The following is a 19,692-nucleotide window of genomic DNA, read 5'->3' as shown; positions in this document are numbered from 1 at the left end:
ACCGTTGGGGGCCGGATCGATGATCCGGCCCCCGCACCGTCAGCGAGCGACACGCCGCGAGGTGAGGAACCCCAGAGCGATCATGCCGAGGCCGAGAATCAGGTGGAGCCAGTCGTCGGCGTTGTTCATGGGCACGAAGTTGGCGGACGAATTCTGCCCGACCACCAATCCGTAGAGCCACAGCACCAGATAGACGGCCCCGCCGCCGATCAGGAAGGCCCGTGCACCCGAGGCGGTGCGAGCCAGTGCCAGGCCGGCCACCCCGAACAGCAGGTGGACGATGTTGTGCAGCACGGATACCTGGAAGACGCCGAGCAGGAGCGCGTCCGAGTGGTGGCCGGCGAACGTCATTTCGCCGTAGTTGGTGGTGATGCCGGGGATGAAGCCGGCCAGCCCGACCAACAGGAAAACGACGCTGACGGTCAGCGCGGTGGTGCGTACCGGGCTGCGCACGGCGGCGGGAGCGCCTGCCGCTGAATGGGTGGCCATGCGGTCCGTCCCTTCCTAAGGGGACGGACCGGTTGCCCGGATCGACCGGGCACAAACGTCAGTCTTCGGCGGCCTTGAACAGAGCGGCGACCTCGGCGTTGGAGAGGTGGCGGAAGCCGCCGGGACGCAGGTCGCCCAGGCGGATCGGGCCGACCGCCGTGCGGATCAGGCGGGTGACCGGGTGACCCACCGCCTCCAGCATGCGGCGCACGATGTGCTTGCGACCCTCGTGCAGCACGATCTCGACCTGCGCGGTCTTGCCCAGCGCGCCGACCAGCTTGAACGAGTCGGCCTTGGCCGGGCCGTCCTCGAGTTCGACGCCGGACAACAGCTGCCGACCCACGGTGCGGGGCAGCGGGCCGTTGATGACCTCGGCCAGGTACGTCTTCTGGATCTCGTACCGCGGGTGGGTGAGCTTGTTGGTCAGCTCGCCGTCGTTGGTGATCAGCAGCAGGCCCTCGGAGTCGGCGTCGAGCCGGCCCACGTGGTGCAGCCGCACGTCGAACTGGCCGACGAAGTCGGCGAGCTCGTTGCGGCCCTTCTCGTCGTCGAGGGACGACACGACGCCGCGGGGCTTGTTCAGCGCCAGGTAGACGAGCTTGGTGTCGGTGATCACCCGCTGCCCGTCGACGAGGATCTCGGCTTTGGTGGGGTCGACCTTGTCGCCGAGCTTGGCGACCTTGCCGTTGACCGTGACGCGCCGGCGGAAGATCAGGTCTTCGCAGGCGCGGCGGGATCCAACACCGGCCGCCGCCAGGACTTTCTGGAGGCGTTCGGCGGTGTCAGCCTGTGGCATCAAGCACTTCTTCCACGTCGTCGGGCAGGAACGGAGCGAGCGGCGGCAGCTGGTCGACCGAGTTGAGGCCGAGCTTCTCGAGGAACAGCCCCGTCGTGCGATACAGGTGTGCCCCGGTTTCGCTCTCGGTGCCGCATTCCTCGATCAGGCCGCGGGTGACAAGCGTACGCATGACCCCGTCGCAGTTCACACCTCGGATGGCGCTGATCCTCGACCGGGTCACCGGCTGCTTGTAGGCGACCACAGCCAGTGTCTCCAGCGCCGCCTGGGTCAGCCGCACAGACTGCCCGTCAAGGACAAACCTTTCCACGTACGCCGCGTATTCCGGCCGCGTGTAGAGACGCCAGCCACCGGCCACCCGCCGCAGGTCGAACCCGTGCCCGGCCGCCGTGTACCGCGCCGACAGGTTGTCGAGCATCAGCGCGATGCGCTCGGTCGGCTGCTCCAGAATCTGCGCGAGCTGCAACTCGGCCACCGGCTCGTCGACCACCAGCATGATCGCCTCGAGCGCCGCCGCCAGCTCCGCGTCGTCGGTCAGGCCCGGAAGGTCCATTTCCGCTGTACGCAGACCGGCTTCATCGATCGTGCCGTCAGTCTTCGCCGCCCGGCGCTTCTGGCCCGGCACCGCCGCGTCCGCGACCGCCGGCTCGGCCGCGGCCACCGCCGGCTCTTCCGGACTGTCGTCCCGCTCGTCGTCGTCGAAGTCGTCCTCGGCGTCGAAGACGACGTCGTCCTCCGGGTCGTCCTCGGACGTGGACACCGGCACCTCGTCGGCGAACGGCAGATCCATCTCGCCGTCGTCGCTCACGTCGTCGTCGGCCGCCGCATCGAAGACATCGCCCGCGTCGTCGCCCTCCGGAGGCAGCGGCGCATCGACGGGAGTCCCGGGCTCGTCCTCGTCCGCCGCCGCCGCGGCCTGCTCGATCGACTCCGGCAACGGCAGCTCAGGCCCCGGCCTGACGTCGACCGGCTCGACCTCGCTCACCGATTCGTCCAAGCCGACCTCGGCGTCCACCCCCGCCGCGTCGTCCGTGGTGGCGACAGCCGGGTCAGCCCCCTCGAAAGCCGGATCGAAGTCGTCGTCGTCATCCGACAGCCCCGACTCGGCGATCGACTCCGTGTCCTCGGGAGCCCCCACCGCGGGCCCCGAGTCGGCCCGTCCCCCACCCGCACGAGCGTCAAAGGCAGCGGTCCCCCCAGCGCCAGCGTCACGCCCCTCAGCAACCGCCGAGTCGGCTTCGACCCACTCCGCGTCGTCCGCGCGGCGCCCAGCGCCGTCGCCGTCCGCGCCCTCAAGATCGGCGGAAGCCGAAGCGTCGGCCGTGCGACGCCCAGCGCCGTCTGCGTCCGTACCGTCAAGATCAGCGGAAGCCGAAGCGTCGGCCGTGCGATGCCCAGCGCCGTCGCCGTCCGCGCCGTCAGATTCGGCGGAAGCCGTCGCCGCGCCGGCGTCGGTTCCCGCACGCGCTTCGTCCTCGGCTGCGGCCTGATAGGCCCGGTCCGGCGCCCGCGGGGCTCGCTCCCACGGCGGCACCCAGGCCGCGGCCTGCGCCGCAAGTGAGTCCTGCCGCTCGTCGTCGCTCACGCTCGTCCCCTCGCGTCGTCGTCTTCCTCGCCAAGATCATCAAGTCGGCGGCCCACGTCAAGTCGGTCATCCGCCTCGGCACTACCCGATCCGGGCGATTCCCCAACGACATCGGCGCGATCAACGGCGCCATCGGACTCGCTCCCGGAGTCGTCAAACTCCCCGGCGCCGTCAGGCAGGCCCGCCACAACATCCCGCTCACTCCCGGAAGCCCCAGCCCCGCCCAGCCCGCCACCCGCGCCGACCGATTCAGCCAAGGGCTCGGAAGCATCGCCCGGCTCGCTGTCGGAGTCGCCCGAATCCCAGGCGCCACCGCTCAAGCCGTCAGCGGCAGCCGGCTCGTCCACTGACGCGGGAGCGTCGTCGAAGTCGCTGTCATCGTCGAGGTCGATCCCGCCGACAAGCAGTTCCGCTGAGGACGCGGAGTCATCCTCGGACGCGGGCTCACTTTCGGGGGCGTCGGGGTCGGGCTTGCTTCCCTCGTAGTCGTCGATGTCGAACTCTGCGTCGCCGGCATCGCCGCCGATCCAGCGGACTGTCAGCTCGTCGAGGGAGACCGGCTGCTCGAAGTCGATCAGGCCCTCGCGGTAGAGCTCGAGCAACGCCAGGAAGCGGGCCACCACTTCGAGCGTGTTGTCGCAGTCGGCGACGAGCAGGGTGAAGGTCGCGTGGCCGGCGCGGCGCAGGCGGTCGCGCAGCAGGGTGGCGTGTTCGCGGACGCTGACCCGGACCTGGTGGATGTGGGCGATCGAAACCTCGGGCGGGCCGGGCTTGGGCGAGAACTGCTTGAGGGCCAGCTTGAACAAGCGCTCGGGGCCGACGCCGAGCACCAGTTCGGGCAGCGCCTCGGCGTACCGCGGCTCCATCGAGACGGCCCGGGGCCAGCGGCGCATGCCGTTGATCTCGAGTTCCATGATGTGCGACGCGGCCTCTTTGTAGGCCTTGTACTGCAGCAGCCGGGCGAAGAGCAGGTCGCGCGCCTCGAGCAGGGCCAGGTCTTCCTCGTCCTCGACGTCGGCGGCGGGCAGCAGCCGGGCCGCCTTGAGGTCGAGCAGCGTGGCCGCGACCAGCAGGAACTCGCTGGCCTCGCCGAGGTCCCAGTTGTCGCCCATCGCCCGGATGTAGGCGATGAAGTCGTCGGTCACCTGGTGCAGCGCGACCTCGGTGACGTCGAGTTTGTGCTTGCCGATGAGCTGCAACAACAGGTCGAACGGCCCGGTGAAGTTGTCGAGCCGGACGAGGAACTTGCCGTCGTCGACCGGATTGCCCTCGGCGTCCACAACGACACCATCGGCATTCACCGGAACGCCGTGGGCAGCAAGCGGCGGCGCAGCCGAGCCGGCGAGCGGCGCGGCGGAGTCGGCAGGCAGCGCCGTGTCGGCCTCGGCGAGCGGCGCCGTGTCGGCGTCGGTCACCGGCACGGAGGCGGGCGGATGGGTCGACTCTTCGGGCACGAACTGACCGTAGACCACGGCTCCGACAACCTGCTCCCGCCTCACAGGTCAACTCCCATCGCTCCTGATGATCAACGCCGGAGGCGACGGTGGGTGACTGGTGACAACCGGGCATATCGGAAGCTCCGTCGAACACAACGGAAATCAGACTGAGTCACAGTCGACGGAGGAAATTACCGCGGTCAACTATCGTTCGGATCATGGCTTCGTTCAACGACACCGTGATCGAGAACTTCCGTGCCAACGACGGCGTGCTCGGCGGTCACTGGGAGGGCAAGACCACCCTCCTGCTGCACACGCCGGGTCGCAAGACCGGCAAGGTGACCATCAACCCGCTCGTCGCGGCGCCCGACGGCGACTCGTACCTGGTCTGCGGCAGCGCCGGCGGTGCGCCGGACGACCCCCAGTGGGTCGCCAACCTCGAGGCTGTCGACGGCCCGGTCACCATCGAGCTCGGCGCCGAGACCGTGCAGGCCGACCACCGGGTCGCCCGTCCCGGCCGGGACGACGACTGGGAGCGCCTGTACGGCGTATGGAAGGCGTACTGGCCGGACGCTGCCGACTACGAGACCAAGACCGACCGTAAGTTCCCGATGGCCGTGATCACCGTCCGCTGACCTCTCGATGGGGAGCGGTCCGTGGGCCGCTCCCCGTACTTCAAGCGGCCAGCACCAGCGCCGGCGAAGGTTCGTACACGCTCTGGACCACGCTTCGCGCCCAGCGCATGCGCACGACGGCGGTCTCGGGGTAGTCGCCGTAGGCCGCGGCCAGCGCAGCCACACACCCCCGGGTGCCGCCGCAGCGGCGGACGGACACAGCGATCGCGCTTTCCACGACCGCGGCGCTGGGCCGGGATCCGGACGGCAGGTCGCTGGCGAACAGGGCGGCGGCGCGGGCGGCGAGCATCTGGCTTCGCATCTCGATCAACTCCGGTGGATGAGCCGACGTAAGTGGACCGACTACAGAGTGCGCCTTGCCCGCTACAGATCGCCTCCAGGTTTTCACCGGAGGCACGATTCCGGGATTACCATTACGTCCCCGCCCGCCGTAACGAGCGGGTGGTCCGTAGTCCCTCCTTGCGGTGGGACGGTCCCGGTCCGACCCGCGGATGCGGTGCCCGGTTGACGGTTCACAGCCACCTGCCCGCGTACGCGGGTCTTCCGGTCGGCTCCACGTCCTGCCACCGGGCCATTCCCGGCGGTGTCGAACGCGACCGCGACCGCGGCGAGGTTCAGGGCAGCGTTGCGGTCACGGTCCATACTCAGACCGCACGCCTGGCAAGGGAACGCCCGCTCGGACAGGGCCAGCTTGGCTCTCACCGTGCCGCAGCCGGAGCAGGTCTTGCTTGACGGAAACCAGCGGTCGGCCACGAGTAGCCGACCGCCGTTCCAGGCGGTCTTGTAGGCCAGTTGGCGGCGAATCTCCGCAAACCCAGCATCGGCGATGTGTTGAGCCATTGCACGGTTGGCGACCAAGCCGATGACGTTGAGGTCTTCGACGAAGACCGTCCCATACTAACTTGAATCGGGGGAATCCGACTGCGCGGCCCTTACGTCGGCCCGACCGCGAATCGGACCAGCCCTTCAGCCCTCGAGCGAGTGCATCCAAACCGGTGTTGAACGCCTCCTTGGAACACTCCCGCCACCACGGAGCCACGTCGGCCTTCGCGGCATTCCAGGCTCTTCGCAGCGCGGGCAACGACCACGACAGCCGGCTCCGTGAGCCGATCCTGCGGCATACCGTAGGAACGCTCGGCCGCCCGCTGGTCGATCACCGCCTTGACCCGGGCCAATCCCCAGTTGTGGGCAAACCTCGCTGCCCCGGCGTGAGCGAACACGTCGCGCTGCTGCGCAGGGGTCAGGTCGAGGGCGTACCGGTACGCCTGGATCGCCTTCAAACCGGACCCGTCATGCGGACTACCCCCAGACGCGGACGAAGACCAGGCCCAGCGCGTTGAGCAGCTGCAGCAGGAACGGTGCTCCGAAGGGGAACAGGCACAGGATGAGCAGCACCAATACGCCGATGTTCTTGTCCTCGAACCACAGCCGCATCCACTGCATGCCGCGGCCGGGCCTGTTCACGGCGTTGTAGAGGATGCCGAAGCCGTCGAGCGGCGGGATCGGGATCAGTGCCAGCAGGCCGAAGCACAACAGGCCCACGGCCAGGGACAACACGACCTGGTGGACGATCGGCAGGCCGATGCCGAGCAGCACGTCGGCCGGTCCGATTAACGACAACACGTTTTCCGGGTACGCCAGGGCGTAGCCGAGCAGGATCAGCTGGGAGACCACGATGCACAGCACCGGCCCGGCCGCGAACACCATGATGGCGCGGGCCTTGCCGCGGTAGCGGGGCACCTCGTCGACCGAGAGCATCTTGCCCCAGCCCATGCCGCCGATCGCGGCCGCGACGGCGCCGAACGGGTCGACGTCCTCGCGCAGGCGGGGCGTGATCGAGTCGCGGCGTTCGGCCAGGCCGAGGCTGCGGGCGGTCAGCCGGATGGCGACGGCGCGCAGCACGAGCGCGAGCAGGAAGGAGAGAACCAGGGCGACAAAGGCCACCGGCTCGCCGAGGGCGTACAACACAGGTTCAGCCGCGCTCGGCCTTGGCGGCGATGACCTCGCGGGCGAGCTGCCGGTAGTTGCGGGCGCCGGACGAGGCCGGGTCGAGCGACGTGATCGGTGAGCCGGCCACGGTGGACTCGGGGAACTTGACCGTCTTGGTGATGACGGTCTGGTAGACCTTGTCGCCGAACGCCTCGACCACGCGCTGCAGCACCTGGCGGCAGTGGGTGGTGCGGGAGTCGTACATGGTGGCGAGGATGCCTTCGAGTTCGAGGTCGAAGTTGAGGCGTTCGCGCACCTTGTCGATGGTGTCGAGGAGCAGCGCCACGCCGCGGAGCGAGAAGAACTCGCACTCGAGCGGGATGAGCACGCCGTGCGCGATGGTCAGCGCGTTGATCGCGAGCAGGCCCAGCGAGGGCTGGCAGTCGATCAGGATGAAGTCGTATTCCTTGCGGACCGAGCGCAGCACGCGGGCCAGCGCCATCTCGCGCGCGACCTCGTTGACCAGCTGGATCTCGGCCGCCGAGAGGTCGATGTTGGCCGGCAGCAGGTGCAGGCCGGCGACGTCGGTCTTGATGATGACGTCCTCAGCGGTCACGTCGTCCTGCATGAGCAGGTTGTAGATGCTGAGGTCGAGGTTGTGCGGGTTGACGCCGAGGCCGACGGAGCAGGCGCCCTGGGGGTCGAAGTCGACCAGCAGCACCTTGCGGCCGTACTCGGCCAGGGCCGCGCCCAGGTTGATCGTCGTCGTGGTCTTGCCGACGCCGCCCTTCTGGTTGGCGAGGGCGATGATCCGCGCGGGGCCGTGCCGGTCGGTCGGCATGGGTTCGGGGATCGGACGGCGCATCGTGTAGGCCGTGGGGTCGGCGGGACCCAGGTCAGCGCCGAGATCCATGGATCCCTGCTGTTCGCGGAGCGCCGAGGTCCAGGCCTCTGCCCGATCGTTACCTGCCATGCCCTCGCCCCCTCCCCGACTCGTAACGCCGGAGCCGATGCCCGACTGTACGCCACGCGTGCCGTCGATCCGGGCCAGCCTGTCGGCGTGTCGCCGTCTATGGGTGCGCAATGCTCTAACGAGCGCGCGGGTGTGCGGTCGCGTAGATCTCGCGCAGCCTGTCCACCGTGACCAGCGTGTAGATCTGCGTGGTGGTCACCGAGGCGTGCCCCAGCAGTTCCTGCACGACGCGGACGTCGGCGCCGCCGTCGAGCAGATGGGTCGCGTAGGAGTGCCGCAGAGTGTGCGGGCTCACGGCGTGCGGGCCCTCGACCGGCAGGCCGGCGGCGGCCGCGGCGCGGTGCAGGATCGTCCACGCGCTCTGCCGGGACAACTGTCCACCCCGGGCGTTGAGGAAGACGGCCGGGGTGCCCCGGCCGTTGGCGGCCAGCGTGGGTCTCCCCCGTACGAGATAAGCGCCCAACGCGGCCTTGGCGTACCCGCCGACCGGGACCAGCCGGGTGCGGCCGCCCTTGCCGTGCAGGATGGCGGCCGGTTCGTCGTCGAGGTCGAGGTCGTCGATGGCGGCGCCGACGGCCTCGGAGATGCGCGCTCCGGTGCCGTACAGGAATTCGAGCAGGGCCTTGTCGCGCAGGCCGAGCGGGGTGTCGGTGGGCACGTCGAGCAGCCGGGTGACCTGGTCGACGTCGAGCGCCTTGGGCAGGCGCTGGGCCAGCGCGGGCGGCCGGACCTCGGCGGCGACGTCGGCGGTGACCAGGCCCTCGCGGGCGGCGAAGCGGTGCAGGCCGCGGACGGCGCTGACCGCCCGGGCGGCCGACGAGGCGGCCAGGCCCTCGGCGCGCAGGGTGGCCAGGTGGCCGGCGATCTGGCCGGCGCCCACCGAGGCGAGATCGTCGATCCCGTCCTCGGCGAGCGCCCGGGCGTAGCGTTCGAGGTCGCGCCGGTACGACATGAGGGTGTTGCGCGACAGCCCACGCTCGACGGTCAGGTGGTCGAGGTAGGCGGTGATCAGGCGCTCGATCGTCAGGTGAGCACCTCGGTGAGGTCGAGTGCCGACATGCCGTGCGCCTCCGCGACCGGTCCGTAGGTGACGTGCCCGTCGTGGGTGTTGAGACCCAGGGCGAGCGCGCGGTCGGCCCGCAGGGCGTCCCGCCAGCCGAGGTTGGCCAGTTCGAGAGCGTACGGCAGGGTGACGTTGGTCAGTGCGTAGGTGCTCGTGTGGGGCACCGCGCCCGGCATGTTGGCGACGCAGTAGAACAGCGATTCGTGCACTTTGTAGACCGGGTCGGCGTGGGTCGTCGGCCGCGAGTCCTCGAAGCAGCCGCCCTGGTCGATCGAGATGTCGACGAGCACACTGCCGGGCTTCATGCGCGCGACGAGCTCGTTGGAGACCAGGTTGGGCGCCTTGGCTCCGGGAACCAGCACGGCCCCGATGACCAGGTCGGCGTCGAGGACGGCCTTCTCGATCTCGTACGCGTTGGAGGCGATCGTCTGCAGGTGGCCCCGATAGTCGGCGTCGGCCGCGCGCAGCCGGGCGATGTTGCGGTCGAGCACGAGGATCTCGGCCTGCATGCCCAGGGCTATGGCGGCGGCGTTCATGCCGGAGACGCCGGCCCCGATGACCACGACCTTGGCCGCGTACACACCGGGCACGCCACCCATCAGGACGCCGCGGCCGCCCCCGGAGCGCATCAGGTGGTATGCCCCGACCTGTGGCGCCAGCCGGCCGGCGACCTCGCTCATCGGCGCCAGCAGGGGCAGCGACCGGTCGGGCAGCTCGACCGTCTCGTACGCGATGCCGGTGACCTTGCGGTCGAGGAGCGCGTCGGTGCACTCCTTGGACGCGGCCAGGTGCAGATAGGTGAAGAGCACCTGACCGGGCCGCATGCGCGGGTACTCCTCGGCGATCGGCTCCTTGACCTTGAGTACGAGCTCGGCTTCGCCCCAGACCTCGTCGGCGGTGCTCAGGATCGTCGCGCCGGCCGCGACGTAGTCGCCGTCGGTGATGGACGACCCGGAGCCCGCCCCGGCCTGGACGAGCACCTGGTGCCCGGCCCGCCGGAACTCGTAGACCCCCGCGGGCGTGATGGCCACCCGGAACTCGTTGTTCTTGATCTCGCTGGGAATGCCGACCTTCATCGAGGGAGACACCGTCCTTTCTCAACGCTGAGTGACGTCCCCGGCGGCCGCCGTTCCCGGCCGCCCCGCCGAAGACTACTCCGCGTTTTGGACGTTATGCGCCGTTCGCCCGCTTCGACGCTTTCTCAGAGCAGGGCGGCCAGTTCGGCCGGGCGGGTCAGCATCGGCCAGTGACCGGAGTCGATGTCGACCAGCTCGAGGTGCTTGGCCCGGGCGAGCTCGGGCAGGTCCCCCGCGGCGATCCACTCACGCGCCTGAGCCGGGGTGAATTCCGGGCAGATCAACGTCACGGGTACGTCGTAACGCCGCTCATCGGTCAGCCGGACCACCCCCTGGGCTACCCCCGCGGGCACCGGCACTGCCGCCGCCTCGAAGGCGCGCCGGGCCGCATCGTCGAGGTCGGCCGAGTCGGCGCCCTCGAACGGCTCCCAGCCGGGGAACGCCATGACGCCGTCGACGATCGGGAAGAAGGCGGCGTACGCCTCGCCGTCGGCGTTCGGGAAGCCGCCGATCAGCACCACCTTGGCCACCCGGTCGGGGCGGCGGTCGGCCACGATCCAGGCCAGTGAGCAGGCGGCGGAGTGCCCGACCACGACCGACTTCCCGGGGGCCGCGTCAACGACGGCGAGCACCGCGTTCACCTGGTCGTCCAGCGTCGCGCCGGGCTGGACGGGCAACGACACCGGCACCGCCCCCTCCAGTTCGGACACGACGCCGTCCCACGCCGAGGCGTCGAGCCACAGGCCACCCACGAGCACAATCTGTTCTGCAGTCATGAGGCCAACCTAGGACCCATTCCGGACGTTCCGCTTCCGGTACGGTCACGAGTGTGCCGACCGGTTTGAGTCCCACCGCGCGGGCGCTGCGCACGCTCGAAATCCTGCAGGCCCGCCCGGGTACGACCGCAGCCCAGCTCGCCGACCACCTCGGGGTCACCGAGCGGGCCGCACGCCGTTACGTCGAAATCCTGCGGGAGGCCGGCATCCCGGTCCAGGCGGTCCGCGGCCCGTACGGCGGCTACCGGCTGGGCCGCGGCACCCGGCTGCCACCGGTCGTGTTCACCGAGGAGCAGGCGCTCGGGCTCGTCATGGCCGTGCTCGACGGGCAGCCGGCCGCGATCGACGCCGACGACCTGGTCGGGGCCGCGCTCAGCAAGGTCATCCGCGCCCTGCCCGAGAGCATCGGCCGGCAGGCGGCAGCACTACGGGCGTACGCGTCGGCCGCCCCCGACCGCCGCGCCGCGCGCGCCGACCCCGCCCTGACCAGCGCCCTGGTCGCGGCCGTGGCCGACCGGCACCGTGTGCAGGTCACCTACCGCAACGAGGGCGGCGACGAGTGGGACGCCGAGGTCGACCCGTGGGCGGTGGTGGTGCGCTTCGGCCGCTGGTATCTGCTGTGCCACTCGCACCGGGCGGACGCCATCCGTACGTACCGGATAGATCGCATCCGCGCGGTGCAGCGCCTGCCGCAGTCGTTCATCCCGCCGGACGACCTCGACCCGGTGGCCGCGCTCGACCGCAACCTGGGCGTCGGCTGGAAGTACGCCACCCGGGTCGTCTTCCACGCCCCGATCGAGCAGGTCGCGCCGTGGATCCGCTCCCCCATGGGCACCCTGGAGGCGGACGGCGAGCGTTGCGTGCTGACCGGCACCACCGCCAACCCCCGCATGTACGCCCAGGAGTGGCTGGCCACCGTCCCCATCGACTTCACCGTCGAGGAAGGCCCCGAGCTACGCGAGGCCGTCGCCACCGTCGCGGCCCGCTTCGGCAAGGCTGTGCCCTGAGCCGAGCCGGGAAGGTCAGCGGTCCCGGACGACGATGCCCAGGGTCTGAGCCAGCGCGGGGGCAGCCTCGGCCAGCTGGTCGACGCTGATGATCGCGCCGCGCAGGGCGTCCCAGCCCTGGGCCACGTCGAGTTCGCGAGTGCCGCGCAGGTCGAGCTTCTTGACGACGGTCTTGGTGAAGCGGGCCCGCCGCAGCGCCGAGCCGGGGAACGTGACGTCGGTCAGGGTGGCGTCGCCGAAGTCGACCTCGGTCAGGTCGCAGTCGCGGAACTCGACGTCGCGCAGGTTGGCGCCGCGCAGGTTCAGGCTGTCGATCTTGCAGTCCTGGACGACGACGCGACGCCAGTGGGATCCGTAGGCCTGCACGCCGGCCAGCACGCTGTCGAGCAGGGTGACGCCCAGCAGCTGCGCCTCGGCCCAGGTGCCGCCGATCCAGCGGCTGCGCGAGATCCACACGTCGTCGAGGCGGGCCCGGTCGAAGGTGGCGCCGCGGGCGTAGGACAGATCGGTGATCTCTCGCGCGACGATGTTTCCTCCAGCTGCTTCGATAGAGGGCATGGATCCCGGGATTGTCGTCGCCGTCATCATCGCCGTTGTGGGCTTCGGCCTCATCATCGCCTCCCGGCGGGATCAGCGCAGCACGCGGGAGGCGGCCCGGCTGGCGGCCGTCGAACGCAAGGTGGACGCGGTGATGAAGCACCTCGGCATCGAGGAGCCGGCGCCCTCCGAGGACCCGGACGTGGTGGCCCATCTCGTCAAGGGCGAGTTCATCCAGGCCATCAAGGTCTATCGCGAGCGCACCGGCGCCGGCCTGGCCGAGGCCAAGGACGCCGTGGAGCAGATCGCGCACCGGCGCGGGCTCCGGAAGTAGTCAGGGCAGGGGCGGCAGGTCGGCGACGCGTTCGGCCAGTTCGCGGCGGCGGCGCTGCTCCCAGTCGGGGTCGAGGGTGCGCAGCAGGGCGAACTGCCGCTGCCACAGGGTGACCCGGAGCTCCTGCTCGGAGACCGGGTGGCGGGTCGCCCAGGCGCCGGCCATCGCGTACGTGGTGGCGTCGAAGGACCAGTAGAGAAGCTCGTCGCGCGACGTGGTGGTGCGGTCCTGCAACACCTGGCCGCGCTCGACCACCAGCCAGTGGTAGACACCGTCGGCGTCGACGAGCACGTAGGGCCGGGCGGCCTCGCGCGGCTCGAAGGCGACCAGGTCGGCCGCCGGCGCGTCGATCAACGCGCCCAGGCGGGCCACCTCGGCCCGCAGCACTTCGACGCCCCACTCCGAGTTGCCGGGGCCCGAGTCGCGACGAAACTGTTTCATAGCGTCAACGGTAGACAACTTTCCGTGCCGGTCGGCACTACGGCGGCCACTGTTTCGAAGGAGTCACGCGGCCCGGATCAGCGGGACACCGGCGGCGCTCAGCCGGACCAGCTCGGAATCGTCGCCGGGCACGTCGGTGACGACTCCGGCGATCTCCGCGAAGGGCAGCACGGTGTACGGCGAGGCGGCGCCGATCTTCTCGGCGCTGGCCAGCACGTACGTCTCGGCGGCGCGGGACGCGAGGGTCCGCTTCATCGCGGCCTCGTCGGCGTCGCCCGTGGTGAGCCCGGCCCGGTGGTGCACGCCGGTGACGCCCAGCAGGAACAGGTCGGCCGCGATGCCGTGGGCCGCCTCGGCGGTGGTGGCGCCGCAGGTCACCGCGGAGTGCTTGAACAGCCGGCCGCCCAGCACGAGCACCTCGACGGCGGGGTGCTCGACCAGCGCGGCGGCCACGGTGACGCTGTGCGTGACGATCGTGGCCGACAGGTCGGCGGGCAGCGCGGCCACGACGGCGAGGGCCGTGGTGCCGCCGTCGAGCAGCACGGTCGCGCCCGGGCGGATCAGGGCGGCGGCTGCGGCGGCGACCCGCTTCTTGCTGCCGGGCGCCACCGCCGTACGGGCCTGATAGCTCGCCTCGGCCGGGGCGGGGGGCAGGGCGCCGCCGTACACCCGCTGGCAGAGACCAGCCGCGGCCAGCTCGCGCAGATCGCGGCGGATCGTGTCCTCGGGCAGGCTCAGTTCGGCGGCGATGTCCTTGGCCACGACCTTGCCGTCCGCGCTCAAGCGGGCCAGCAGCAGGTCGCGGCGCTCAGCCGGCAGCATTACGTGTTTCTCCTCATTGTTGTCGACTGTTGCGTGTTTTCGGGCTAGCGTACCGGACCATGAACGGAACCGAGGGGCTCGACCTGCCCGACAGCCGCGGCCGCACCGGACTCGACCGGGCCGGCCGCGACCTCACCGGCAACCCGGACGTGAAGATCCGGGACGTGGAGTTGCTGGCCACCGCGTGGCACGTGCTGCGCCGCACCACGTTCGACTACCGCCACCGCGACGGCAGCTGGACCACCGAACAGCGCGAGACGTACGACCGCGGCGACGGCGCGACGATCCTGCTCTACGACCAGCAGCGGCGCACGGTGCTGCTGACCCGCCAGTTCCGCTACCCGGCCTACGTCAACGGGCATCCCGACGGCATGCTCGTCGAGGCCGCGGCCGGGCTGCTCGACGACGACGATCCGGCCCGCGCGATCCGGCGCGAGGCGGCGGAGGAACTCGGCGTGACGGTCGGCGACCTGCAGCACGTGTTCGGCATCTGGATGAGCCCGGGCTCGGTCACCGAGCGTCTGCACTTCTACGCCGCCCCCTACACGGCGGCTGACCGCACCGGCCCCGGCGGCGGCGTGGCCGAGGAGGGCGAGGACATCGAGACCGTCGAACTCGACTTCGACGAGGCGTTGCGACAGACGACTAACGGCCGCATCGCCGACGCCAAGACCGTGATGCTGCTGCAGTGGGCCGCCCTGCACGGCCCGTTTCGGCAGAACGTTGATATGTATTGATTGGGATGAGTGCATGAGTCGGCTCCGCTGACATGCTCGCGGGCACACCCCCGAGCCTCACGGAGGACCTTCGTGCGAGCACCCCTCGTCCTCGGCGCCGCGGCGCTGATCCTGGGCCTGGCCACCGCCCCGGCCCAAGCCCGGGCTGTCGCCGCGCCCGACATCCCGGTCGGCAACGTCAAGGCGCACCTGACCCAGCTGCAGAGCATCGCCACCGCCAACGGCGGCAACCGGGCACACGGCCGTCCCGGCTATCTGGCCTCGGTGACGTACGTCAAGAACCTGCTCGACGCGGCCGGCTACACCACCCGCCAGCAGTCGTTCACGTACAACGGCGCCACCGGCTACAACCTGATCGCCGACTGGCCGGGCGGCGACACCGCCGACACCCTGATGATCGGCGGGCACCTGGACAGCGTCACGGCCGGCCCCGGCATCAACGACAACGGCTCCGGCTCGGCCGCCAACCTCGAGGTCGCTCTGGCCGTGGCCCGCACCAGCTTCCAGCCCGACCGCCACCTGCGCTTCGCCTGGTGGGGCGCCGAGGAACTCGGCCTGCGTGGCTCCACCGCGTACGTGAACTCGCTGACCACCGCCCAGCGGCGCGAGATCACCGGGTACCTGAACTTCGACATGGTGGGCTCGCCCAACCCCGGCTACTTCCTCTACGACGGCGACAACTCCGACGGCACGGGCGCCGGCCCCGGCCCGGCCGGCTCGGCCCAGATCGAGGCGACCCTGGCCGCGTACTTCGGCACGATCGGCGTGCCCACCCGGGGCACCGACTTCGACGGGCGCAGCGACTACGGCCCGTTCATCGCCAACGGCATCCCGGCCGGCGGCATCTTCACCGGCGCCGAGGGCCGCAAGACGGCCGCGCAGGTGCAGCTCTGGGGCGGCACGACCGGCGCCTTCGACCCCTGCTACCACGCGTCGTGCGACACGACCGCCAACATCAACGACACTGCGCTCGACCGCAACTCCGACGCCATCGCGTACGCCGTCTGGAACCTCGCCGACGGCGGCGCCCCGCCGACCGGGACGACGGTGTGGGAGGACACCTTCGAGACGGCCACGGGCTGGACCGCCGGCACGGGCGACACTGCCACCTCGGGCCGCTTCGAGCGGGCCGACCCGGCCGCCACCACCTCGCAGCTGGGCACCGCGGCCGGCGGCTCCTTCGACCTGGTGACCGGCGCGTCCGCGGGCAGCAGCGCCGGAGCCAACGACGTGGACGGCGGCACCACCACCATCCTGTCCCCGTCGATCACCCTGCCCACCGGCACGCTGACGCTGAGCTTCAGCTGGTACCTGTCGCACCTGAGCAACGCGAGCAGCGCCGACTACGTCCGCATCCGCGTCGTCTCGGGCAGCACCACGACGACGGTCTTCACCCAGTCCGCAGCGGCATCCGACCGGGCCGCGTCCTGGGCCACCGGCTCGGCCAACCTGTCGTCGTTCGCCGGCCAGAGCATCCGCCTGAGCGTCGAGGCAGCCGACGCCTCCACCGCCTCACTGGTGGAAGCGGCCGTCGACAACGTCAAAATCACCAAGGCCTGATTTCTCGTACGCGGGTGACGGCGCCGGCCGTCACCCGCGTTCAGGCCAGGGTCGCCAGGTAGCCCACACCGCCGCCGGCCAGCGCCAGGCCCAGCAGAGCGAAGCTGACGATCATCCGGTTGCCGAGCGAGATGCCGTCCTTGCGGGCGGCGATCACCTCGTCGCGCGTCTTCGTGGTGAAGACGGTCAGACCGGCCCGGCTCTGCCTCAACTCCCCACGGGCGAGGCGGCCCAGCGCGAACACCTGCACTCCGCGCGGCACCCGGCTCTCGGTCAGGGTGAGCCGCTCGTTCTTGCGCAGGTCGTCGACGACCTCGCGCGGCACCACCGGCGGTAGCGTCCTCGGCGCCTTCGGCCCGTGCTCGATCGTGGTCTTCACCGCCACGCCCGGTTCCATCGGGTACGGATGGCCGAGGATCGCGGGGTCGACCGGGAGCCGGCCACTGTGGTCGGCGAGCGCGAACCCGCCGGGCGACGAGAACTCGAGGAGCACGTCGTAGACCGGGTCGGACTCGCCGGTGGACTGCCAACGGGCCGGCTCGCGGATCAGCCGGACGTGGAACCACACGCAGCCCTCGCCGGTGACCGGCCCGACCTGGCGGCCCGACGGCCCGTACTCGGTGCGCCCCTCGACCGCGACGCGGCCGCTCGTGCGCGCCGGCACCGGGGACGGGACTACCCGGCGCAGTGTGCGCAGCGCCCGATGGTCACCCAGGTTGAGCAGGACGAAGATGCCGGCGCCGCCGATCAGGCAGCCCCCGATGCAGTAAGCCACAGTCGCGACGACCATCACACCGGTCACGGTAGGTCACCCGGTCTACAGTGACATCCTGCGATCATGCCGTCATGGTGACCGAACTGTTGGCGGCCTGGGCACACGGTGCGCAGGCTCTGGCCCTCCTCAACGCCGCGCAGCAGCAGGGTTACACGACCTACCTCGCCGAAGCGCGCACCCCGCAGGAGTTCGCCCAGTTCTCCGGTCTGCCCGCGGCCACAGCCGACGACGTGCTCGCGGCGCTGGTCGCCCACGGCGTGGCCGAACAGACCGACGGACGCTTCCGCCTCACCGACGACATGACGGCCGCGCTGGGCGGGCTCGTCGACTTCGCCGCCCAGATCGAGGAGGCGGTGCTCGGCGCGCGGATGGTCGACTCGGTGCTGCGTACGGGAGAAGCCCCACTGACCGCGGCCGACGCGCTGGTCGTGGCGCGGGCCAACGCTCTACGGCCGTCGGCGCCCGGGGCCGGCGCGCTGGTCGAGAAGCTCTTCGAGTCAGCACCGGAGATGTGGCAGGCAATGGCCGGCGGCCGCCTGCTCGACATCGGCAGCGGAGTCAGCGGGTTCGTGCTGACCGCGGCGACGGTACTGCCGGGCCTGCGGGCCACGACGATCGAGCTCGTGCCCGAGGTTGCCGCCGTCGCAGCGGCGCGGGCCGAGGAAATCGGCGTGGCCGACCGGATCGACGTGCGGGTGATGGACGCCCGCGAGTTCGACGAGCCGGCGGCTTACGACGCGGCGTTCTGGGCCCAGCCGTTCTTCCCGTCACCGGTGCGGGCGGCGACGCTCGCGATGATCCTTCGTAGCCTGCGCCCCGGCGGCTTCCTGCTGATGCAGCAGCTCGACGCCGAGCCCGAGGACGTGCGACCCGCCTTCACGCTGCGGCGCATGGTGGCCCGGGCCCAGCAGCTGGCGTTCGCGCGGCCGCTCGCCGACCTTGTCGCCGAGGCGTCGTCGGCCGGCTTCGAGCCCATCCGCACCGTGGTCACCGACTTGGGGCCGGTCGCGCTTTTGCGTCGTCCGCCGTCTTGACGGTCGCTACGCGCCGCGGCACACCTGTTCGCGCGGCCGCGCTCTCTCGAGACGAGACGTTGCGACTCACGGCCGGCAGCCGCCTCCAGCCGAGACGAGACGGTTCGTCTCGCACAAAACCCGGCCCCGCGGGGCGGGAGGCGGGCGGGACGGCCACTTCCGAGGGTGACCGGCACGCCCGCCGGATCTCAGCCGCCGATCTTGCCGGCGGCGAACGCGGCGCCGTCCTGCACGTCGCCGTTGCGGGCGTACGCGAGGTGAGCGGAGAAGTTGTTGCCGCCGCCGCAGACCGGGTCGCCGGTGGCGCAGAACTCGACCGCGCGGTCGGCGAACTCGGGGGCGGCCCGGGCGATCGTCTGCCGCCGGATGCCCAGCGGGTTGCCGAAGACGACGACGGCCGCGACCCGGTCCCGCAGGCCGGCCGGGATGGCCTCGCCCTGGGTGCCGGCGCCGCGGATGCCGATCGCGATGTCGGTGACGGTTGCGCCCTGCGAGTAGCCGCCGATCACGAACTGCGTCTCCGGGCAGCTCTGGGCCACCTGCTGGATGTGCTGGGTCATGTTGGTGGCGCCCGGGCCGGCGCTTCGCTGGTTGCTCGCGGCAGCGTACACGACGGCGAACGAGTCGACGGTCTGGTTCGGCAGCTCGTCGGCCAGCGCCTGCTCGAGTGGCCGCCCCAGAATGCCCAGCCCCTGCGGCTCGCCGGTTCCGCGGGCAAAGACCAGCTCCACATCGGAGCAGCCTGCGCCGTTCTGGCCACCGCCCGCATTGCCGCCACCGGCGTTGCCACCGCCTGCGTTGCCGCCCTGGTTGAAACGAGCCCGGAGCCGCTCGAAGAACGAGCTGCTCCCGGCGCTCGCGGCCGAGCTTCCGGCCGTGCCCGCGAAAGCCTGCGGCGTCACCACTGCGCCGGCCGCCACCACGGCGGCGCAGATGCCGATCGTCAACAACCGCCTGCTTTTCCCGGCCCCCACACGCCTTTTCGCCATTCCTAGCCCTCCTTCATCCCCGCAACCGCGCCATCGATCGGTTGCTACAGGCGAGTACGGCGAGGGCTGCCAGGCGGGATCGGGCGGGTGTGCCGGAGAATTTCGGCCCCATTGACCGAATGGCATATTAGCTGGTCACAGCGTTGAGATGGCCGTCTCAGAAATGCTCAGGAAATGGTCATACGGCAATGCGCGAGAACGGCCGGCCGCCCGAAAGCGACCAACCGTTCACCCATGGTGGAAATCAGGCGCTGAAGCTCGTACGGCGACGACGCGACGGCACGAAGGCCGCCAGACCGCCGGCCCCCGCCATCACCGCGATGTCGGCGCCGGTCAGTGGAAGGTCGCCGCCGCTGCCGCCACCGGCACCGCCGGCCGGCTCGGTGGTTGCCGGAACGGTGGCCGACGGCGAAACGGTCGACGAAGCGCTACTTTCTGCCCCGCGACCCGGAGGCCGAACGGCCGACGGACAAAGAGAAGCGGCGGTGTGGGCCGGGATGGACCCCACACCGCCGCCGTACGCGCCGCTGTTACTTCTTCGCGGCCGGAGCTGCCCCCTCGTCGGCGGCGCCACCCTCGGCACCCGCCTCCTCGCCAGCGCCGGCTTCCTCACCAGCGCCCGCTTCCTCACCAGCGCCCGCTTCCTCACCAGCGCCCGCTTCCTCACCAGCGCCCGCTTCCTCACCAGCGCCCGCTTC

At 70.9% G+C, this 19,692-nt stretch carries 23 protein-coding genes and 1 pseudogene; 7 read left to right on the top strand and 17 right to left on the bottom strand.

What is annotated here, in order from left to right; translation table 11 throughout:
• Positions 1-39 precede the first annotated feature (39 nt).
• From KXC43_RS33570 to KXC43_RS33555, 4 genes and pseudogenes are all read right to left on the bottom strand, one after another.
• Entirely contained in the window at positions 40-489 is a 450-nt protein-coding gene (locus KXC43_RS33570; RefSeq protein ID WP_221380234.1) for a DUF4383 domain-containing protein, read from the bottom strand.
• A gap of 58 nt (positions 490-547) precedes the next feature.
• Entirely contained in the window at positions 548-1,285 is a 738-nt protein-coding gene (locus tag KXC43_RS33565) for a pseudouridine synthase (RefSeq protein WP_221380233.1), read from the bottom strand.
• Positions 1,272-2,075 (bottom strand): SMC-Scp complex subunit ScpB, encoded by an 804-nt coding sequence (gene scpB, locus KXC43_RS33560; RefSeq protein WP_438870931.1) that lies wholly within the window; start codon positions 2,073-2,075, stop codon positions 1,272-1,274. The genes KXC43_RS33565 and scpB overlap by 14 nt, the downstream gene beginning before the upstream one ends.
• Before the next feature lie 1,270 nt (positions 2,076-3,345).
• Positions 3,346-4,171 (bottom strand): annotated as a pseudogene (locus KXC43_RS33555) (segregation and condensation protein A); the annotation flags it as partial.
• Between the two features lie 353 nt (positions 4,172-4,524).
• On the opposite strand from KXC43_RS33555, the gene KXC43_RS33550 reads away from it, so the two are divergent.
• On the top strand, positions 4,525-4,941 hold the full coding sequence (locus KXC43_RS33550; RefSeq protein ID WP_221380232.1) for a nitroreductase/quinone reductase family protein: 417 nt from the start codon (positions 4,525-4,527) through the stop codon (positions 4,939-4,941).
• Positions 4,942-4,981: 40 nt separating this feature from the next.
• Here the strand turns inward: KXC43_RS33550 and KXC43_RS33545 are convergent, their stop codons facing one another.
• The 8 genes from KXC43_RS33545 to KXC43_RS33510 form a co-directional block, all read right to left on the bottom strand.
• Positions 4,982-5,242: a hypothetical protein gene (locus KXC43_RS33545; protein WP_221380231.1), complete on the bottom strand. Its 261-nt coding sequence runs from the start codon at positions 5,240-5,242 to the stop codon at positions 4,982-4,984.
• Positions 5,243-5,325: 83 nt separating this feature from the next.
• A complete protein-coding gene (locus tag KXC43_RS53300) occupies positions 5,326-5,781 on the bottom strand; it encodes a zinc ribbon domain-containing protein (protein WP_369076966.1) in 456 nt (151 codons plus the stop codon).
• Between the two features lie 92 nt (positions 5,782-5,873).
• Positions 5,874-6,161, bottom strand: a complete 288-nt coding sequence (locus KXC43_RS53295; RefSeq protein WP_369076965.1) for a hypothetical protein — start codon at positions 6,159-6,161, stop codon at positions 5,874-5,876.
• A gap of 79 nt (positions 6,162-6,240) precedes the next feature.
• Entirely contained in the window at positions 6,241-6,909 is a 669-nt protein-coding gene (locus KXC43_RS33530) for a zinc metalloprotease (protein WP_221380228.1), read from the bottom strand.
• 4 nt (positions 6,910-6,913) lie between these two features.
• Positions 6,914-7,843 carry a ParA family protein gene (locus KXC43_RS33525; RefSeq protein WP_221380227.1) on the bottom strand — a complete coding sequence of 310 codons (930 nt, stop codon included), beginning with the start codon at positions 7,841-7,843 and terminating at the stop codon, positions 6,914-6,916.
• 115 nt (positions 7,844-7,958) lie between these two features.
• A complete protein-coding gene (locus tag KXC43_RS33520; RefSeq protein ID WP_255645319.1) occupies positions 7,959-8,870 on the bottom strand; it encodes a site-specific tyrosine recombinase XerD in 912 nt (303 codons plus the stop codon).
• On the bottom strand, positions 8,867-9,982 hold the full coding sequence (ald, locus tag KXC43_RS33515) for an alanine dehydrogenase (protein WP_221380226.1): 1,116 nt from the start codon (positions 9,980-9,982) through the stop codon (positions 8,867-8,869). Before ald ends, KXC43_RS33520 begins: the two co-directional genes overlap by 4 nt.
• Before the next feature lie 125 nt (positions 9,983-10,107).
• Positions 10,108-10,758, bottom strand: coding sequence for an alpha/beta fold hydrolase (locus KXC43_RS33510; protein WP_221380225.1), 651 nt, complete (start codon positions 10,756-10,758; stop codon positions 10,108-10,110).
• Positions 10,759-10,811: 53 nt separating this feature from the next.
• Between KXC43_RS33510 and KXC43_RS33505 the strand changes: the two genes are divergently transcribed.
• Positions 10,812-11,765 (top strand): helix-turn-helix transcriptional regulator, encoded by a 954-nt coding sequence (locus KXC43_RS33505; protein WP_221380224.1) that lies wholly within the window; start codon positions 10,812-10,814, stop codon positions 11,763-11,765.
• A gap of 15 nt (positions 11,766-11,780) precedes the next feature.
• On the opposite strand, the gene KXC43_RS33500 is transcribed toward KXC43_RS33505, so the two are convergent.
• Positions 11,781-12,323 carry a pentapeptide repeat-containing protein gene (locus KXC43_RS33500; protein WP_221380223.1) on the bottom strand — a complete coding sequence of 181 codons (543 nt, stop codon included), beginning with the start codon at positions 12,321-12,323 and terminating at the stop codon, positions 11,781-11,783.
• Here KXC43_RS33500 and KXC43_RS33495 point away from each other — a divergent pair.
• Complete coding sequence (locus KXC43_RS33495) at positions 12,322-12,636, top strand: ribosomal L7/L12 family protein (RefSeq protein ID WP_221380222.1); 315 nt, start codon at positions 12,322-12,324, stop codon at positions 12,634-12,636. The genes KXC43_RS33500 and KXC43_RS33495 overlap by 2 nt on opposite strands.
• On the opposite strand, the gene KXC43_RS33490 is transcribed toward KXC43_RS33495, so the two are convergent.
• Positions 12,637-13,077, bottom strand: coding sequence for an Imm63 family immunity protein (locus tag KXC43_RS33490; protein ID WP_221380221.1), 441 nt, complete (start codon positions 13,075-13,077; stop codon positions 12,637-12,639).
• A gap of 63 nt (positions 13,078-13,140) precedes the next feature.
• Positions 13,141-13,899 (bottom strand): DeoR/GlpR family DNA-binding transcription regulator, encoded by a 759-nt coding sequence (locus KXC43_RS33485; protein ID WP_221380220.1) that lies wholly within the window; start codon positions 13,897-13,899, stop codon positions 13,141-13,143.
• Positions 13,900-13,958: 59 nt separating this feature from the next.
• On the opposite strand from KXC43_RS33485, the gene KXC43_RS33480 reads away from it, so the two are divergent.
• Both KXC43_RS33480 and KXC43_RS33475 read left to right on the top strand, forming a co-directional pair.
• On the top strand, positions 13,959-14,636 hold the full coding sequence (locus tag KXC43_RS33480; protein WP_221380219.1) for an NUDIX domain-containing protein: 678 nt from the start codon (positions 13,959-13,961) through the stop codon (positions 14,634-14,636).
• A 72-nt stretch (positions 14,637-14,708) separates the two neighbouring features.
• Complete coding sequence (locus tag KXC43_RS33475; RefSeq protein WP_221380218.1) at positions 14,709-16,196, top strand: M28 family metallopeptidase; 1,488 nt, start codon at positions 14,709-14,711, stop codon at positions 16,194-16,196.
• Between the two features lie 40 nt (positions 16,197-16,236).
• Here KXC43_RS33475 and KXC43_RS33470 read toward each other — a convergent pair whose 3' ends face one another.
• The gene (locus KXC43_RS33470) at positions 16,237-16,998 is read right to left on the bottom strand and encodes a hypothetical protein (protein ID WP_221380217.1); all 762 of its coding nucleotides are present in this window, start codon (positions 16,996-16,998) and stop codon (positions 16,237-16,239) included.
• 44 nt (positions 16,999-17,042) lie between these two features.
• Between KXC43_RS33470 and KXC43_RS33465 the strand changes: the two genes are divergently transcribed.
• Positions 17,043-18,005, top strand: a complete 963-nt coding sequence (locus KXC43_RS33465; RefSeq protein ID WP_221380216.1) for an SAM-dependent methyltransferase — start codon at positions 17,043-17,045, stop codon at positions 18,003-18,005.
• Between the two features lie 188 nt (positions 18,006-18,193).
• Here KXC43_RS33465 and KXC43_RS33460 read toward each other — a convergent pair whose 3' ends face one another.
• Positions 18,194-18,952, bottom strand: coding sequence for a cutinase family protein (locus tag KXC43_RS33460; protein WP_255645297.1), 759 nt, complete (start codon positions 18,950-18,952; stop codon positions 18,194-18,196).
• Positions 18,953-19,491: 539 nt separating this feature from the next.
• Here KXC43_RS33460 and KXC43_RS33455 point away from each other — a divergent pair.
• Positions 19,492-19,692: hypothetical protein (locus KXC43_RS33455; protein WP_221380215.1), on the top strand; the 201-nt coding region annotated here is incomplete at its 3' end.

It is taken from the genome of Paractinoplanes polyasparticus (assembly GCF_019710575.1).
Classification (GTDB): domain Bacteria; phylum Actinomycetota; class Actinomycetes; order Mycobacteriales; family Micromonosporaceae; genus Actinoplanes; species Actinoplanes polyasparticus.
The sequence above is the reverse complement of the archived record's forward strand: the minus strand, read 5'-3'. Positions and strand labels throughout refer to the sequence as shown.

Coding starts and splice junctions, on each gene's coding strand:
- KXC43_RS33570 (WP_221380234.1), bottom strand. CDS start 489: ATGGCCACCCATTCAGCGGCAGGCGCTCCCGCCGCCGTGCGCAGCCCG.
- KXC43_RS33565 (WP_221380233.1), bottom strand. CDS start 1,285: ATGCCACAGGCTGACACCGCCGAACGCCTCCAGAAAGTCCTGGCGGCG.
- scpB (WP_438870931.1), bottom strand. CDS start 2,075: ATGGATCTGCCGTTCGCCGACGAGGTGCCGGTGTCCACGTCCGAGGAC.
- KXC43_RS33550 (WP_221380232.1), top strand. CDS start 4,525: ATGGCTTCGTTCAACGACACCGTGATCGAGAACTTCCGTGCCAACGAC.
- KXC43_RS33545 (WP_221380231.1), bottom strand. CDS start 5,242: ATGCGAAGCCAGATGCTCGCCGCCCGCGCCGCCGCCCTGTTCGCCAGC.
- KXC43_RS53300 (WP_369076966.1), bottom strand. CDS start 5,781: ATGGCTCAACACATCGCCGATGCTGGGTTTGCGGAGATTCGCCGCCAA.
- KXC43_RS33525 (WP_221380227.1), bottom strand. CDS start 7,843: ATGGCAGGTAACGATCGGGCAGAGGCCTGGACCTCGGCGCTCCGCGAA.
- ald (WP_221380226.1), bottom strand. CDS start 9,982: ATGAAGGTCGGCATTCCCAGCGAGATCAAGAACAACGAGTTCCGGGTG.
- KXC43_RS33510 (WP_221380225.1), bottom strand. CDS start 10,758: ATGACTGCAGAACAGATTGTGCTCGTGGGTGGCCTGTGGCTCGACGCC.
- KXC43_RS33495 (WP_221380222.1), top strand. CDS start 12,322: ATGGATCCCGGGATTGTCGTCGCCGTCATCATCGCCGTTGTGGGCTTC.
- KXC43_RS33500 (WP_221380223.1), bottom strand. CDS start 12,323: ATGCCCTCTATCGAAGCAGCTGGAGGAAACATCGTCGCGCGAGAGATC.
- KXC43_RS33490 (WP_221380221.1), bottom strand. CDS start 13,077: ATGAAACAGTTTCGTCGCGACTCGGGCCCCGGCAACTCGGAGTGGGGC.
- KXC43_RS33485 (WP_221380220.1), bottom strand. CDS start 13,899: ATGCTGCCGGCTGAGCGCCGCGACCTGCTGCTGGCCCGCTTGAGCGCG.
- KXC43_RS33480 (WP_221380219.1), top strand. CDS start 13,959: ATGAACGGAACCGAGGGGCTCGACCTGCCCGACAGCCGCGGCCGCACC.
- KXC43_RS33465 (WP_221380216.1), top strand. CDS start 17,043: ATGGTGACCGAACTGTTGGCGGCCTGGGCACACGGTGCGCAGGCTCTG.